13 protein-coding genes and 1 pseudogene are annotated in these 15,671 nt (G+C 52.5%); 10 read left to right on the top strand and 4 right to left on the bottom strand.

Going from position 1 to position 15,671, the window contains the following annotated elements:
- The first annotated feature begins 68 nt into the window (after positions 1 to 68).
- Positions 69 to 890 carry an arsenite methyltransferase gene (locus RJ53_RS02765; protein WP_211530079.1) on the top strand — a complete coding sequence of 274 codons (822 nt, stop codon included), beginning with the start codon at positions 69 to 71 and terminating at the stop codon, positions 888 to 890.
- A 23-nt stretch (positions 891 to 913) separates the two neighbouring features.
- Here RJ53_RS02765 and RJ53_RS02760 read toward each other — a convergent pair whose 3' ends face one another.
- From RJ53_RS02760 to RJ53_RS02745, 4 genes are all read right to left on the bottom strand, one after another.
- Positions 914 to 2,731: a DUF2207 domain-containing protein gene (locus tag RJ53_RS02760; RefSeq protein ID WP_211530078.1), complete on the bottom strand. Its 1,818-nt coding sequence runs from the start codon at positions 2,729 to 2,731 to the stop codon at positions 914 to 916.
- Between the two features lie 10 nt (positions 2,732 to 2,741).
- Positions 2,742 to 3,302 carry a LemA family protein gene (locus RJ53_RS02755; RefSeq protein WP_211530077.1) on the bottom strand — a complete coding sequence of 187 codons (561 nt, stop codon included), beginning with the start codon at positions 3,300 to 3,302 and terminating at the stop codon, positions 2,742 to 2,744.
- A gap of 174 nt (positions 3,303 to 3,476) precedes the next feature.
- Positions 3,477 to 6,848 carry a UvrD-helicase domain-containing protein gene (locus RJ53_RS02750; RefSeq protein WP_211530076.1) on the bottom strand — a complete coding sequence of 1,124 codons (3,372 nt, stop codon included), beginning with the start codon at positions 6,846 to 6,848 and terminating at the stop codon, positions 3,477 to 3,479.
- Positions 6,845 to 9,922, bottom strand: a complete 3,078-nt coding sequence (locus tag RJ53_RS02745) for a PD-(D/E)XK nuclease family protein (RefSeq protein WP_211530075.1) — start codon at positions 9,920 to 9,922, stop codon at positions 6,845 to 6,847. The genes RJ53_RS02750 and RJ53_RS02745 overlap by 4 nt, the downstream gene beginning before the upstream one ends.
- A gap of 198 nt (positions 9,923 to 10,120) precedes the next feature.
- Here RJ53_RS02745 and RJ53_RS02740 point away from each other — a divergent pair, with 198 nt between their 5' ends.
- The 9 genes and pseudogenes from RJ53_RS02740 (at position 10,121) to RJ53_RS02705 (ending at position 15,670) form a co-directional block, all read left to right on the top strand.
- The gene (locus RJ53_RS02740) at positions 10,121 to 10,657 is read left to right on the top strand and encodes a Na+/H+ antiporter subunit E (protein WP_211530074.1); all 537 of its coding nucleotides are present in this window, start codon (positions 10,121 to 10,123) and stop codon (positions 10,655 to 10,657) included.
- Positions 10,657 to 10,941: a monovalent cation/H+ antiporter complex subunit F gene (locus tag RJ53_RS02735; RefSeq protein ID WP_211530073.1), complete on the top strand. Its 285-nt coding sequence runs from the start codon at positions 10,657 to 10,659 to the stop codon at positions 10,939 to 10,941. The genes RJ53_RS02740 and RJ53_RS02735 overlap by 1 nt, the downstream gene beginning before the upstream one ends.
- 13 nt (positions 10,942 to 10,954) lie before the next feature.
- Positions 10,955 to 11,194 (top strand): annotated as a pseudogene (gene mnhG / locus RJ53_RS11900) (monovalent cation/H(+) antiporter subunit G); the annotation flags it as partial.
- A gap of 24 nt (positions 11,195 to 11,218) precedes the next feature.
- Positions 11,219 to 11,365: a hypothetical protein gene (locus RJ53_RS11580; protein WP_246495944.1), complete on the top strand. Its 147-nt coding sequence runs from the start codon at positions 11,219 to 11,221 to the stop codon at positions 11,363 to 11,365.
- Positions 11,362 to 11,913, top strand: a complete 552-nt coding sequence (locus tag RJ53_RS02725; protein ID WP_211530072.1) for a DUF4040 domain-containing protein — start codon at positions 11,362 to 11,364, stop codon at positions 11,911 to 11,913. The genes RJ53_RS11580 and RJ53_RS02725 overlap by 4 nt, the downstream gene beginning before the upstream one ends.
- Positions 11,900 to 12,325, top strand: coding sequence for an MnhB domain-containing protein (locus tag RJ53_RS02720; protein ID WP_211530071.1), 426 nt, complete (start codon positions 11,900 to 11,902; stop codon positions 12,323 to 12,325). Before RJ53_RS02725 ends, RJ53_RS02720 begins: the two co-directional genes overlap by 14 nt.
- Positions 12,322 to 12,699: a cation:proton antiporter subunit C gene (locus RJ53_RS02715; RefSeq protein WP_211530070.1), complete on the top strand. Its 378-nt coding sequence runs from the start codon at positions 12,322 to 12,324 to the stop codon at positions 12,697 to 12,699. Before RJ53_RS02720 ends, RJ53_RS02715 begins: the two co-directional genes overlap by 4 nt.
- A complete protein-coding gene (locus RJ53_RS02710; RefSeq protein ID WP_211530069.1) occupies positions 12,696 to 14,180 on the top strand; it encodes a complex I subunit 5 family protein in 1,485 nt (494 codons plus the stop codon). Before RJ53_RS02715 ends, RJ53_RS02710 begins: the two co-directional genes overlap by 4 nt.
- Entirely contained in the window at positions 14,177 to 15,670 is a 1,494-nt protein-coding gene (locus tag RJ53_RS02705; RefSeq protein ID WP_211530068.1) for a proton-conducting transporter transmembrane domain-containing protein, read from the top strand. Before RJ53_RS02710 ends, RJ53_RS02705 begins: the two co-directional genes overlap by 4 nt.
- Position 15,671: the final 1 nt, after the last annotated feature.

Raw genomic sequence — 15,671 nt, 5'->3', positions numbered from 1 at the left:
CCTGCCTGTTAGATCGTGAAGCATTCGGATACGGAAAATACACTATAGAAAAACGAGGAGGAATTTTGATGAAAGAAGATGATATCAGAAAAAACGTACGAAGACGGTATGGACAGATCGCCCGTGAAGGGAGCTTTGGATGTGGATGCTCACCCGGATGCTGCGGTGGATCTGAGAAGGGTGTCCCGGTAAGTTCCGCATTTGGCTATAGCACCGAGGATCTGCATACTGTTCCGGAGGGATCAGACCTTGGCCTGGGATGCGGCAACCCGGTCGCTCTTGCGTCCCTGGAAGAAGGAGAGATTGTTCTTGATCTAGGATCCGGCGCAGGATTCGACTGCTTCCTTGCAAGCCAGAGAGTTGGTCCTACCGGACGGGTCATCGGCGTCGATATGACCCATGAGATGCTGGAGAAGGCGCGTGAGAATGCAACCAGAGGAGGATATGGCAACGTGGAGTTCCGCCTCGGCGAGATAGAACATCTCCCGGTCGCTGACAACTCAGTTGATAGTGTCATCTCCAACTGCGTCATCAACCTCTCAACTGACAAGCCCCAGGTCTTTTCGGAGATCTTCCGTGTCCTCCGGCCGGGTGGACGGATAATGATCGCAGATATCGTCCTGACAGAGCCCCTTCCTCCATACCTCAAAGAGTCAGCCCTGATGTATACCAGTTGTGTTGCCGGGGCTCTTTTGAGAGAAGAGTACCTTGGTGAGATCGAAAAAGCGGGCTTTTCGGAGATCACCATCATCTCAGAGTCGGTCTTCCCCCTTGAGCATATCATCAGCGAACCGGACCTTCAGGAGATGACCAGAGATCCGGGTCCCAGTGAAACGATGCCAGCCGAGGCGATCGTGAGTATCAGGGTGAGGGCAGAAAAGAAGAAATAAACAAGTGGCAGAGGAAGGGGCCTCTACCTCCCCCCGGCGCCACCGCCACCGAAGCCGCCGCCGGCGCCAAATCCACCCCCGCCCCCGCCCTGGGACGGCGGGCTGAAGGTACTGATGGAATAGAATCCGGCAAACCAGAAGTACGTCGGGACATAGTACCCGGACTGGGAGATGTCCACCTTCAGTTCCTTCATCGCCTTCTGGACGTTCTCCCCGACACCGAGTGCTGTTCCATAGATGAGCCAGATCCCCCACATATTCATATCATCAGGGCTGTATTTTTTGATCATGCTCATATCCGAGAGGAAACGCCGAAACGAATTCCATTCAAGCTTACGTTTGTAATAATCTTCCTTCCAGTGACCAAAGACCGTTGAGGGGAGAGCGACTGCGATACCTGCCTGTACAGCAACAACCGCTCCAAGAAAGATCGCCCAGACAAGCGTCCCTTCGGTATCAGTTGTGAGAAGAAAGGCAAGTACGCCGATGAGAATATAGCCAACCGCCCCTGCCAGGATGATGGCAGGCTTGTCTCTTCCATTCACGGCATATCTGCCGGATACGGTATCATCTGACCGGCTCATCAGATCATTGAGATTCTCCTTGAGCCTAATGGCGATCTGTTCATCAGCCGATGAGCTCTTCGCCCGTTTCGCAACATCCTCAAAGTATCCGGTATCAAGAACTCCTGACTCATCCGAGTTGAGATGGATGAAGTTAATCACCCTCTGTTCGTACTGGTCATCCCCTTCCACTTCAACGAGACGGATCGTCACACCCTTCTTATTCTGGTTCTCACGGATCTCAATCTTCTTCTTCCTGTGAAGATCAAGGAGTGTTGCATAAAAGCCATTCTCATCAGCAGTAAACGCATCCTTATTGAAGACGAGATTCACCTGCCAGGGAGGCATCGTTTCATCAGGGACCGTGCTGAGATATTCCGGAACGGTGAACTCCTTCTCTCTTCCATACAGATAATAGAGGAGGAGCAATAAGAACGGCGTTATAACAACAAGGATCTTCCCGATGATGAGGAGGAGATCTGCGATCAGAAACCCAAGGAGATAGCTGTTGTTTGCTGACTCGGTCTTCTCCCGGACCCCTTCAACCTGCCGTTTGACCCCGGCGACCGAGTCGAGTGCATCCGGCGTCATCAGGAACTCGACCCCGATCCGCTCGTTTGAAGGGGAACTCCCGGTTATGACAACCACCCCTTCCTGCTTCTTCACCTCATAGGAAGGGGGATACGTAAATACATCGGTGATCCGATCAGAGATGAGCGTGATGCTGACATGCCGGTATGGAATATGCTCATCAGCAAGGAGCAGGTTGATATGCACCGCATCACTATCATACTCGACCGGCGAAACCATCTGATACGTATACTCGACGATATACTCGCCAGGTGAGAAGTAGCCGGGATTGATGATCCCAACCTCATTTGGATACGCGAGATCGGAAACAAGGGTTCGCACTCGTCCGCTATCATCGTCGATGAGATGGACAGCCCCACTCTCCGTCTTCAGGTACGTAGTTGATCCTGCCGGGGCTGTGGCGCTGATCAGGCGAATATGCGGATCCCCAAATGCGGTATCCCCATACAATAACGGGGCTTTCCATATCCGAAAGAGCATACGGTATTCGTCAGGAGATTGGACCGAGTAGACGTAACGCTCCGTAAGCTCCCCATCTTCCTTCCAGGTCACCTCATATGACTCGACAAATAAGTCCCCGCTAAAACCATGCTCTTCTGATGGAATAACAGCCAGAAAGAGGAGAGCAGAGAGGCCAATAAGGATGGCTGCTCCGATAAGGAGTGCCACCTGTCTCTTTTCTTCCATACAGAAGGCCTCAGAACTCTATCTTTGGAGCTTTTGCAAGGTTCTCATCTTCAAACTCGAGATACTCAAGCTTCTGCATGCCGATCATGTTTCCGACGATATTTGAGGGGATCGTCTGGAGCATGGTGTTGAACTGCTGGGAGATATTGTTAAATGTATACCGATGGCGGGCGATCTCATCCTCGAGAATTTTGATCGATCCCATCAGATCCTTCACCGTCCCTGCAGTCTTCAGATCAGGATAATTCTCCATAACCGCAAAGAGGCGGCCAAGAACACTCCGGGATTCCGCTTCGATTGCATTTAAATCGCCCGGACCTGCAGATCCGACGCTGGCACGCATCTTTGTAACTGATTCAAGCGTACTCTTCTCAAATTCTGCATAGCTTTTTACAGACCCGAGGAGCTGGTCGATCATATCGAGCCGTTTCTTCATTGCCACCTTGATCTGGCCAAGTGTCGCTTCAGATCCATTCTTCAGACGATAGTACCGGTTGTAGACACTGACAAACCAGAGAATAATTCCTATGACGAGAAGGAGAAGTATCCCGCCGATGATGAGATCAAGCATATCATGTACCCTGGTACAGATAACGCTTCCATGGAATAAAAAGCTGTGATCTCAGCAGTCTCCATACGAGTACCGAATCTTCATGACCTGTTATTCCCTTCTTATCTCTATGAAAAGGGAAAAAGAATGAATGAACAGTTCCTCCCGGAACTGAAGCGATGAAAGAGATACCCCTCATCTGTCGCCATCAAACTTTTCCACCGCTTCATGTATCCGGGATGCCACCTCCCCCTCATCGATCATCACCTCGACGAAGGAGTCGGTCTCTGGCAAGTAAATGTACGGTGTTACTGGCTGGCGAAGGATCGCTTCAGCAGCATGACGGTACACTGCCATCTGGACAAGATATTCATTGATGAGCCCCGGGATCTCCGGGTCGGAAACTGCTCCGGTCTTATAATCGATGACGATCCAGCGCTGATCTGATCGCCGGACCAGCCGGTCGATCGTCCCCCTGAAGAGAATGCCATGCACCCGTGAACGGAAAGGAACTTCACAATGATCCTCAAGGCAGCCCTGCATCATCTCGGAGGCGAGGAACCGTTCATACAGATCGGAGAGGAGACCGGCCTGCTCTGGATTCTCAGATCCGTATCTCCGGAGGACGGATGCGACATCCTTCCCCTGGAAGACCTCATGCAGGATAGATCCACGCATCCGGGCATCTTCCCTCTTCGGTCCAAGCCTTTTTTTCAGCCTGAACCGCTCGCTTATCGGATCATATGATCGGAGAGCTTCAATCCGACTCGGGGAGAGGAGTGGTTCAGCCGGCAAAAATGGTAGAGGCAGTACCGGCTCCCCCTCAGAGATGAGATCATCAGGCAGAGTACGCAAAACAGGCTCACGCACGACCGGTTCTGCTTCAAAAGTAGCCGGATCAGAGATGATCGTCATTCTGATCGGCGTACATCCGCAAGGCGGGGTGATCTCCAGAGATCCTTCGGCAATTGCCTCATCTGTAATTCCGAGGATATGGCTGATCCAGTCCATTCTGCTCTTGCAGGCCGAGAGGGCTTCCGGAGGGCTGCCTGGCCTGCTGCCGGAGAGGATGAGGTGATCGCGTGCACGGGTCGTGGCAACATAGAGGAGTCGCCGTCTTTCAGCCGCCTCTTTCTGCCGGTATCGCTCATTCTGAATGATAAGGATGGGTGTTGCCCTCGGGGTAAAGGCATCATCCGGGTCAGGTATCTTCACTCCCAGAAGGAGCCCATCCTCTACCCGGATTTTCTTCGGGGTACCATTGATCCGTCGGGTAAGTTCAGGAAGAACGACAACCGGAAATTCAAGCCCTTTTGATGCATGGACGGTCATGATGGAGACAGAGTTTTCAGATGAGAGATCAACGGATGCCTCACCAGCATCACTCTCACCTGATATGGAGAGCCGCATCAGCTCAACAAAATGAGAGAGGCTCCTCCCGTCGTTTCGAGCAATCGAAAGCAGTTTCTCCATATTCGCTATTGCCTGATCACCCCCCTCAATGCCACTGTACACCGCATAGATTCCCGAATCCTCAATGATCTTTCGGATAAGCGATGCGGGTTCAATTCTGTTTGCAGAGGATCTCCAGGAGAGGAGACGATCGAATGCCATGGAGGCATCGCTCTGCGGGTGCTCTCCTGAATATACCTCAAGGCATCTCCAGAGACTCTTCCATTTCGGCCCTGCCTCATTAATATGAAAGAGAGTGCCGTCAGAAAGGCCGAAGAACGGGGATCGGAGTGCTCCAAAGAGTGCAAGGGAATCTCCCTCGTTTTCCAGGAACGAGAGGATCAAATGGAGATCAAGCACTTCCTGCTGCGTATAAAAGCCGCTTCCTGAATGAATGTGGAGGGGAATACCATACTTCCTGAGGGCCCGGTCAAACACCGGAATATTCTTTCTCCTTTCTACAAGAATGGCAAAATCCCCATACCCGGCAGGCCTTGTCATATCAGGATGCGCCCCGTCAGGGGTCTGGACAAGCGGTATCCTCTCCCCCACCACTGCCGACTGAATATATCTGGCGACCATCTCCGCCTCCCCCCGGACCATCGTATCAGCATCTCCTTCCCCATCCGAAAGGAGGAGGGTCACCGATCCCGTCTCACCAGCCCGTTCGGGCTGGAGCATCTGGTAGGGAAACTCCCATGCTTTTCCTGCATCCTTCATGAGAGAGGAGAAGAGGAGGTTGACAAAACCCATCACTTCAGGGGTACTCCGGAAATTTCTGTCAAGAGCGATCTCCCGCCCCGAGAAATGCCGGCATATGAGATCGCGGGTCGAGGCAAACTGTGTCACATCTGCCCGCCGGAAGAGATAGATCGACTGTTTGGGATCTCCAACCACAAAGAGCCGCTCGGTCGGCTGCTGTATATCACCGATGATCATCCTGATGATATCGCTCTGTGCAGGATCCGTATCCTGATACTCATCGACCAGGATATAGCGGTACCGCCGACGAAAATGCTCTTCGACAAGGTCGTCATTCCGGGTGAAGAGCTGATGAGTGATTCTGATGAGATCATTATAATCAAGCCCGTTCTGTCGCCCTTTGGCCGCATCTATCATCCGGGTATAGTCGCCGAAGACTGAACCGAGATCCCGAAGGAATGCGATCGTCCTCCGCGTAAAGGAATCATCCGGGGAGAAGGAGAGGGTCAGTATCTCGTGCTTCTCCTTCAGGAGAGCTCGTACCACTTTGAAGCCCTCTTTCAGCGTATCCAGATCATCTCCATCCCAGTTCTTCTTCGAACCCATGTTGGCTCTGTAGTCTGTATGAATCCGTATGAGATCCCTGATAGATGAGAGACGGGCATCAAGAGAAGAGCATTCATGCAGATCAGGAATGGCCTGCCCGACCTCCCGGAGGTACTCCATCGCCCTGTCACTGGTGCCGGGATAACGGTCTGCCAGGACGCGGAGCGTTGAGAGGGCAGTAATAAAAGGTGGGTCTTTAAGAAGGTCATCCACCGCTTCTGACACAAATGCCGATACCGTATCCTCCCATATTGTAAGGATCATCTCTTCGTCCATCTCAAGCGTTCTGAAGAAGATCTCTGCATGCTCCCTCTCTTCATAGAGTATATCAAGACAGGATGCCAGATCACGTGATCCGATTGCACGGAGAACCGGGACGACCGGAGACTCCTCACATTCGGTATAGAGGAGCTGCCGGATCGCATCATTCCGTATCATACGAAGGGCCAGATCATCAAGGACGGTAAAGCCGGGACGTATGCCGGACTCAATCGGAAATTCACGGAGTACCTGGGAGCAGAATGAATGGAAAGTCGAGATATTTGCTGAGAGGAGATCGTCCTGCACAGCATCCCATCCCTCCTTCTTCATGACGGCTCTCCTGATCCTCTCCTTCATCTCGGCCGCTGCCTTGTCGGTGAAGGTGAGAGCAAGGATCTCGCTGACCCCGACATTCTTCTGTTCGATGAGATCGAGGTACTTCTGCACCAGAAGGTGGGTCTTCCCCGTTCCCGCACCCGCGATCACACAGAGGCTCTGATCATGGTGTAATGCCGCCTCAGCCTGTCGTTCTGTAAGTCCTCTCATTCGTCACCCCCTGAAATAAGCCGGAGAGGATCAAAACGGCAGACCGACCGGTAGTTGCAGTACTCTGAACATCTCTTTGGAGTATCAGTGATCGGGAACTGCCCGCTCCTGATACCTTCAAGATATCGTCTCACCCAACCGAGAGATTCGGAGATGAGATCGTCAAGAGGTCTCTTTCCACCGTCACGGGATCGTGCAAACAGAAGGAAGTAATCATCCACCGCCTGATCACGGACGAGCGCCTGGCATCTGACATCACCTCTCTTCATAGTATAATACGCCCCTCCGGCTGGAGATAACCCCAGGCAGTTTTCAACAGCCCGGATATAGAGGGGAAGCTGAAGTGCAATTCCGTCGGTAATATCCTGGAGCCCTGGAGATGAGCCAGTCTTATAGTCAATGATACAGAACCGGCCATTCGGTGTTGTATCGATACGATCCACCTTTCCTTTGAGAAGAAATACCGATTCATCATCAAGAGTGATTCGGACCGGCTCCGGGGTGGATGTTGGATCAGCATAACGTTCTCCGGCGGACAACCCAAACGAATACTCACAATAGACAGGGGCAAACGGTGACTCTGCCAGGCGCATCTCATATCGGAGGAACTCTTCAAGGAGCCCATGACCATCAGATCCAAGGAGGTTTTCACCCTCAACGATCCATACCGGGCTTCTGCGATCATACCTTTGAAGCTCATCCCGGCAGATGGATCGGATCGTTTCAAGTGAATCAGCGAATGTTCCGGCAGAGGGAGGGGATCTCCCGCCGGTATAGAAACGATATGCAATTCTGTGGATGAGGTTTCCACGCTCAAGTGCAGTCATATCCAGGTCGATATCAGGAAGCGGCTCGATTCCAAGGATATACCGGAGATAGAAAGAGAATGGACAGCGGGCATAGGCTTCAAGCTGGGTCGCCGAAAAGACGGTTTCGTCCCCGAATCTTTTCTGAAGGGAAGCGGTAATGGCATTATCCTCTCCGATGAACCCATTACATTCTGTTCTCATCTGACTGGATCTCCGATCATCTTCAATGGAGATCCGATCGGCCACCACAAGGAGATCTCTGCCGAGGAGTGAAGAGGCTTTGGCGATCTCTCCTTCTGCAAGGAGACGTCCTGCAGAGATACCCTGTACAATCCGGGAATACTTCCTCCCATCGTAATGACCATCAGTCTCAGGGAGGCTGGCGATGAAACCTGATCGAAGCAACACCTTCTCTCCATCAGTCGCCGGATAACTGAGAGAGATACTCTCTCCCGCCGAGAGGAGCGCGGCAAGGAAGTAGTACCGTTCATTGCGGATAATCTCCCTGCCGGATAATGTTTCAAGTTGCCTCGTCTCGGCATAGGTACAGAGTGGCAGACGTGGTGCTATCCTTGGCATCACTCCCTCGGTAAGTCCCGCAATGAAGAGATGAGGGATATTCAGGTGTTGGACTTCACGAATCCCCGCAACCGTTACAAGATGCCGGTTTCTCCTGGTTGTCACCCTTCTCCTGCCTGCGGCAGATGACAGGATTGAGAGGAAGGATGAGAGAGGTATGCGCCTTTTCGGAAGTATGGCTGCTCCTCTCTCAAGCTCCTCCAGCATCGAGATAAACGCCTGGAGGATCTGTTCTTCCCTTCGTTGCATCTCCTCATCTCCATCGGGCGGAAGATTCGGCAGCCTGAGGGTGGCAAGAAGGATCCGGTATCTCCTGAGATGGCCGGCGAGCGTCTCCTCACCCTGAAGTGTATTCAGCGTTCCGATGAGCGATTCAATTCCCGCCAGTGTTACTTGAAGATCGTTGATCATCCAATTCCGTGTATGAGCCTTCTCTTCCGGGAACGTGGCGGCACACTCCTCCTCTGATCGGATATACCGGGTGATCCGATCCCGCCAGTCTTCCTCACCTCCCTGGACACCTGCCTTTCGTGAGAGGAGATCCACCTTGTCGCTCCTGAGGCGTATTCGTGTTCCCTCATAATCCGAATAATACCTGAAATAGGGAGATCGGAGGAGGGAGATGAGATCTTCCCTGCGATATCCGGAGAGAGGGAGTTCGATGAGGCGAAGGAGGGATTGGACAAGGGGATGCCGTGTCAGTACCTTGCCGGTCGATGTGGAGTATGGAATCCCATATTCTGTGAAGATCTCTTCAATAAGGATAGCTGCATCTGCAATCGCCGGGAAGACGAGTGTAATATCACCGGGACTTGCCCCTTCATCAATAAGAGTCCGGATACTGGTTGCAATGCCTCCAAGCTCGTCAACAGGATCCCGGTACCGGGTGAGGCTCATAGGGGGATATCCCTTGTCCGGAAGCGGATCATCAAAGAAACGGGCAAGAACAGGAGGCTGAACAGTCCGATCCTCTTCCTTTAAGATGCCAAGCCATGAGCCGTCATCGGAAAAGCAGCGGGAGTCGTCCATCCAGGGGAGAGCATACAAAAACCGGCCGGAGGATCCTTTCAAAGCGAGCAGCATATCCTGTTCGATGGGATGCGGCTCATAGAGGCCATAGATGAAAACATTTTTCGGGCCTCCGTTCTGCCTGATCCAGTCTGTTGCATGGGTGATCGACCCCTGCCTGTCAAGGAGATTATTTTCAAGAAGATATCGCTGATACTCCTGAAAGACCCCCCCAATCTCATCACTTTTTCTGCTCTGGAGATCACCAAGAGCACCGGGATACGCAATCTTCCGGCTCTGAAGAACATCAAAGAGGACACGAAGCTCCCCGGCGATACCTGATACGGAATGCTTCTTTGGTGCAATGAGAGGATACAACCCATCCTCAAGGATCGCGGCGATGATGAGCTCCTTCTCATGGTCGCTGATCCGTCTCATCGCTCCGGCATGCGTTTCAATAATCGCGTCTGCATATCCTGAAAGGGTAGAAATCGACGACTCGATGAGTGATAGCCCCTCATCCAGCAGTCTCTGGCGAACCTCCCCGGCATGGCGGCTCGTCGGGAGGAGAAGGAGGGTCTGAAACGGGGCCTCGATCAACGCCGCCATCATCTCTTTGATGATGCGGCTTTGGTGCTGGCCAGGGAGTATCCGGGTGAGGGTATGTGCACGTGTCATGGGAAGAAGCTCCAATGTGAGAGGATCCGGTAGATCCGATCTGCTTTTCATCTATGTGAGTACTGCGTTCACAATACTATAATTGATATTTTACAATTAAATGTAAATTATTATAAATCTTCTCATCACCCTATCGAACGATATCGTGATTAACTCCGACCAATAGCTTTTTCACTCCAAAAAGAAGATCAGAAACCTATGAACCTGCGGGGCATGGCCGATTTCATCCTCTCGGCCGGGATACTTTTCCTCTTCTGGATCATCCTCTCAGGCCACCCTGATCCTGTTCATCTCAGCATGGGATTGATAGCATCCCTCCTGGTAGCATATCTCGTTCCATTCCGCGATAAATCTGAGAAAGTTACTCAGGGGGGAGAGGCAGATACCAGAGAGAAAAAGAGGAGCTGCCTCGTCTTCTGCCTTCTTTCCATCCCCTATCTCATCCGGCTCCAGTACCAGATCCTCCTGGCAAACATCGACCTTATCAGGATTATTTTTCATCCGGATCTCCCGATCTCCCCGACCATCCGGAGATTCTCAACAGATCTCAATACCGATACCGCAAAGGCAACATTTGGAAACTCGCTGACCCTCACCCCCGGCACGCTGACGATGGATATGACTGGCGATGGCGACTGCTTCATCCATTACCTGACCACCCCGGATAATATACAGTCAAAGACAGAGAGCCTTCATAGGGCAGTACAGGATCTCTTTGACAGGAGGAATGTTTGATGGCGGGAACACCCCTGATCGAGATGACCCTCACGATCACCGGAGTCATCCTTGGATTCGCAGCCTTTATCTGCCTCTATCGTGTCGCAAAAGGGCCGACCCTTCCTGATCGGATCATGGCAGTCAATATCATCGGAACGACGACCGCCGTCCTCCTTGTCATCATCGCGACGCAGATCGGCCAGCCCTACATCATCGATATTGCACTTACCTATGCGATGCTCGGATTCCTTGTAACCCTCTGTGTATCGCGATACCTGACCACCGGGAGGATATTCTCATGAAGACCATCCTGTCATTCGTTTCAATCGGCCTGCTCCTCGCCGGCGGCTTTTTTTTTTAGCTGGCTCCATCGGAGTTCTGCGATTCCCGGATTTCTTCTGCCGGCTTCATGCCGCAACAAAATGCGATACTCTCGGCCAGACCTGCATCCTCCTCGGGATCGCACTCTTTGAAGGGTTCTCCCTTCTCTCAGTAAAAGTCCTGGCTATCAGTTTATTCTTCCTGATCGCAAGCCCCACTGCCGCACAGGCACTTGCAAAAGGTGCATACATATCAGGGGTGCGTCCGGAACTGGAAGATGGGATCGATGAATACAGAGAATCGTCTGAAGAATATATCCGGGAAAAAGCGGAGAATGAGGATCTCATCAGATCGAAGATGGAGGAGGCAATCCGGAGAGCGGAAGAGACGGAGGAGGAACGATGATCTGGCTCGTAAACGGCGTCCTTCTTATTGCCCTGATCGTCCTTGCAGCCTGGGCATTGAAGACCCGGGATCTCCTCGTCTCTGCAATGATACTCTCTGTCTACTCATTCCTGATGGCGATCATCTATGCCCAGCTCAACTCTCCGGATGTCGCCCTCACTGAAGCGGCGGTTGGTGCAGGAATCACCACCGTCCTCTTCATCCTTGCCATCCAGAAGACGAGCAGGATGGAAGAGGATTCGGATGATGAAACCATCCAGAAAGGGCCTCTTGCCATCGTCCTTTTCATCGGGCTTATCCTTGCCCTGGCTGCTGGCGGGATGCCTGCCTTTGGCAGCCCGGATGCCCCGGCTGCGATAGTTTCAGGAAACCTGTACCTTGAAGAAGCCAAAGAGGTCACCGGTGTTGTAAACATCGTCACGGCCATCATCGCCTATTACCGATCATTTGATACCCTCGGTGAAGTGACTGTCGTCTTTGCGGTTGGGATCGGGATCATCGCACTCTTCCTGAGGGGAAGAGAGGAGGAAGGCGATGACGAGAAGTGATATCATCGTCCGGACGATCGCCCGCCTGATGGTGCCGTTTCTTCTCCTCTTTGGGGCATATATCCTTCTGCATGGCCACCTCGGGGCAGGCGGGGGGTTTCAGGCAGGGATCATCTTTACAAGCGCACTCATCCTTGCTGCGATTGGAAGAAGCCGTATCGAATTTAGGTCACAGCCTGCCGGATCAAAACTCTGGATCCTCGGTGTCAGCGGAGCGGTCCTCTTTGGGGTGACAGGCTTCCTTGGGATTGTATCAGGGGGATTCTACCTCCAGTACAGCCTCCTCCCACTCCCCTTCCCGGTGGAGACCATCCATGCGATTATGATCACCATCGTTGAGATTGGAATCGGCATAGCCGTCTCCGGAATGATCTGCCTTGTATTTCTGACAATAACCGGGAGGGGAGAATGAGCGTCCTCGATCCCGCATTTATCCTTGGTCATTACAACTACTGGGTCTCGATCATTCTGATCATGATCGGGCTCTATACCCTGATAGCGAAGAAGAACCTGATCAAGAAGTTTATTGGATTAAATATCATTGAGACGGCTATCTTCCTCTTCTATATCTCGCTTGGGGATATCGATGGAGGGGTTGGCCCGATCCTCCCCAAGGAGGGGGCGGTAGCCGATACGATGATCTACGCAAATCCTCTTCCCTCTGCGATGATGCTTACAGCTATCGTCGTCACCCTCTGTGTGACAGCACTTGCACTCAGTTTTGCAGTCCTCATCTATCGGCGGTACGGAACACTCGATGCAGGGAGGCTGATGGAGGAGCTATGATCCCGGTTACCGACCATCTCCCCATCCTCGTCGTGATGATCCCGGTGATAACAGCATATATCACACCGCTCGTCGGGATCCTCCTCAAAAGAACGGTGAAGGGTATCGCAGTTGTTGCCCTTTCAGTGAATCTTGCATGCTCACTCCTCCTGGCTCACTATGTCCTGATAAACGGACCGATATCCTACCATCTCTCAGGGGTTCCCCCGCCGCTGGGGATAGAGTTTGTCGCAGATCACCTCGGAGCAGTCCTCTCTCTGCTGATATCCGCAATCACCCTGATCGCAATCATCTACCTCTCGGCGACGATCCCTGAGCTGGGAAAGAAGAAGACGTCCATCTTCTATACGCTCATCCTCCTCGCTGTCGGAGGTATGCAGGGGATCGTTCTGACAAATGATCTCTTTAATCTCTTCGTTCTCATCGAGATCCTGGCAATCGCAATGTATGGCCTTGTTGCGATCAGGGGCGACGGGAAGAGCCTTCTTGCCGGGTATAAGTACCTCCTGATTGGATCTGCAGGTTCTGCCCTGATCCTTATCGGAACCGGTTTTCTCTTCATCAGTACCGGCACCCTGAATATGACACTGATGGGGGATATTCTGCCAGATATTATCAATTCATGGACGGTTCTTGGCGGATTTGCTCTTCTTATTGCCGGACTGTCAACAAAAATCGGCCTCTTTCCACTCCATATCTGGATGCCGGATGCCTATGCCCATGCACCCTCGATCACCCCGGTCATCTCGACCCTTGCCCTGAAAGCCGGGCTTGTCGCCCTTATAAGGCTTATATACGTCATATTCGGCCCTTCACTCTCTGCCGAGACGGTTCCGCTGCCTTCCGTTCTCTCACTTCTCGGTGCCGTTGCGATCATCATCTGTTCCATCGTTGCACTACAGCAGGCAGATATCAGGAGGATGCTTGCATATTCAACGGGTGCAAATATCGGATGTATCGTCCTTGGTATCAGCTTTGCGACATCTGCAGGGCTTGAAGGGGCAATGCTCCATATGATCACACACACGGTTTCGAAGGTCTGCCTCTTCATCGCCGCCGATGCCATGCTGATTCAGGCGGGGATCAGAAGGATTGAGGACTTCCGTGGACTTGCAGATGAGATGCCCTATACAATGGCGGGTTTTTCACTCGGAGCCATCTCGATCATCGGCATTCCGTTAAGTGGCGGCTTCATGAGTAAGATATATGTTGCAAACGCAGCAATCGGGATCGGTTTGCTGATCTATGCGGGAGTCATCCTCTTCTGGACTCTGCTAACCGCTTTGTACTTCTTCAGGATATTTCGTTTCGCGTACTTTGAGCCATCGCATCGGGAACACCGGCTTCATGAGACACCATGGCCCTCGATATTGATTATTCTGATACTTGGGGGGGCATCGATCCTCCTCGGATTCTTCGTTGAGGTTCCGATGGAGATGATCAGGCCTGCCGCAGGAATACTCCTTGGAGGCGGGATATGAGCGGGGAGGTGATCGCATCAGCAGCACCGGCTATTGCACTCTGTATCTCGCTCTCTGCAGCGATTCTCATCGCCATCTTTGGGAACAGAGTACGATATGTCAATGAGGGGGTGACGATGGGAGCGACTCTCCTCAAGTTTCTGCTGATATTTTTGATGTACCAGGCCATTATGGATGGGTGGATTCTCCAATGGGCACCGGTTACCCTCCTGCCCGGGGTCCCGTTCTCCCTGACGGTCGATCTCTTCGGAATCTACTTTGCATTCCTCTCATCCTTGCTCTGGATTGTCACCTCGCTCTTCTCGATCGGGTATATGCGATCCCTCCATGAACATGCCCAGACACGCTATTATCTCTGTTTCGCTGTCTGTATCGCATCGACCGTCGGGATCGCATTCTCAGGGAATCTTCTTACATTCTTCATCTTTTATGAGATCCTGACCTTTGCCACATACCCACTCGTTGTCCATAGCCAGACGAAGGAGGCGATGGCTGCCGGGAAGAAGTACCTTGCATACCTGATGACCGGGGGGATCGTCCTCCTCTTTGCTATCATTCTTACCTACACGATGACAGGAACCCTTGACTTTGCCGAAGGGGGGATACTCGCCGGAACCGGAGGCACTGATATCCTCCGGCTCCTCTGCTTCCTCTTCATCGCCGGAGTCGGGGTCAAGACCGCGATCATGCCCCTCCACGGCTGGCTGCCTGCTGCGATGGTTGCACCGACCCCGGTGAGCGCCCTGCTGCATGCCGTTGCAGTCGTGAAGGCAGGGGCATTCGGCCTCCTCCGGATCATCATGTATATCTTCGGCATAGAGCTCTTCACTGAGATAGGTGCCGCACCGGTCCTTGCCGTCGTCGCCGGGTGTACAATTATAACCGCCTCATTCATCGCACTTGCACAGGATAACCTGAAAATGAGGCTTGCATACTCCACGATTAGCCAGCTCTCCTATATCGTCCTCGCTGTCGCCCTCCTTGCACCGGCCGCCCTTGAAGGAGGGATTGCTCATATGATGCACCAGGCTTTCATGAAGATCACACTCTTCTTCTGTGCAGGATCGATCTATGTTACAACCGGGAAGACCCGCCTCTCCGAGATGCATGGGATGGCCGATGAGATGCCCTATACATGGGCAGCCTTCACCATCGGGGGGCTAGGCCTCATCGGCATCCCTCTGACCGCCGGATTCATCACAAAATGGTTCATCATAACGGGTGCCCTTGATGCAGGAGCATGGATCTACGTGCTTCTCCTTCTCTTAAGCGCACTCTTAAATGCCGCCTACTTCCTCCCCCCGATCTACCATGCTTATTTCTCAGAGCCGGCAGAGTCCGGGGACTTTGAGGATCAGACAAGCTGGTTCATCAAATTCCCCCTGATCTTCACCGCCATGATGGTCATCCTTTTTGGAATATTGCCAAACGCACCCTACTTCCCTCTGGAGGTGGCAACTGCAATCGTCAGGAGTATCACAGGCATCTGAT

Source organism: Methanocalculus chunghsingensis, from assembly GCF_018132105.1.
GTDB lineage: Archaea > Halobacteriota > Methanomicrobia > Methanomicrobiales > Methanocorpusculaceae > Methanocalculus > Methanocalculus chunghsingensis.
The sequence above is the reverse complement of the archived record's forward strand: the minus strand, read 5'-3'. Positions and strand labels throughout refer to the sequence as shown.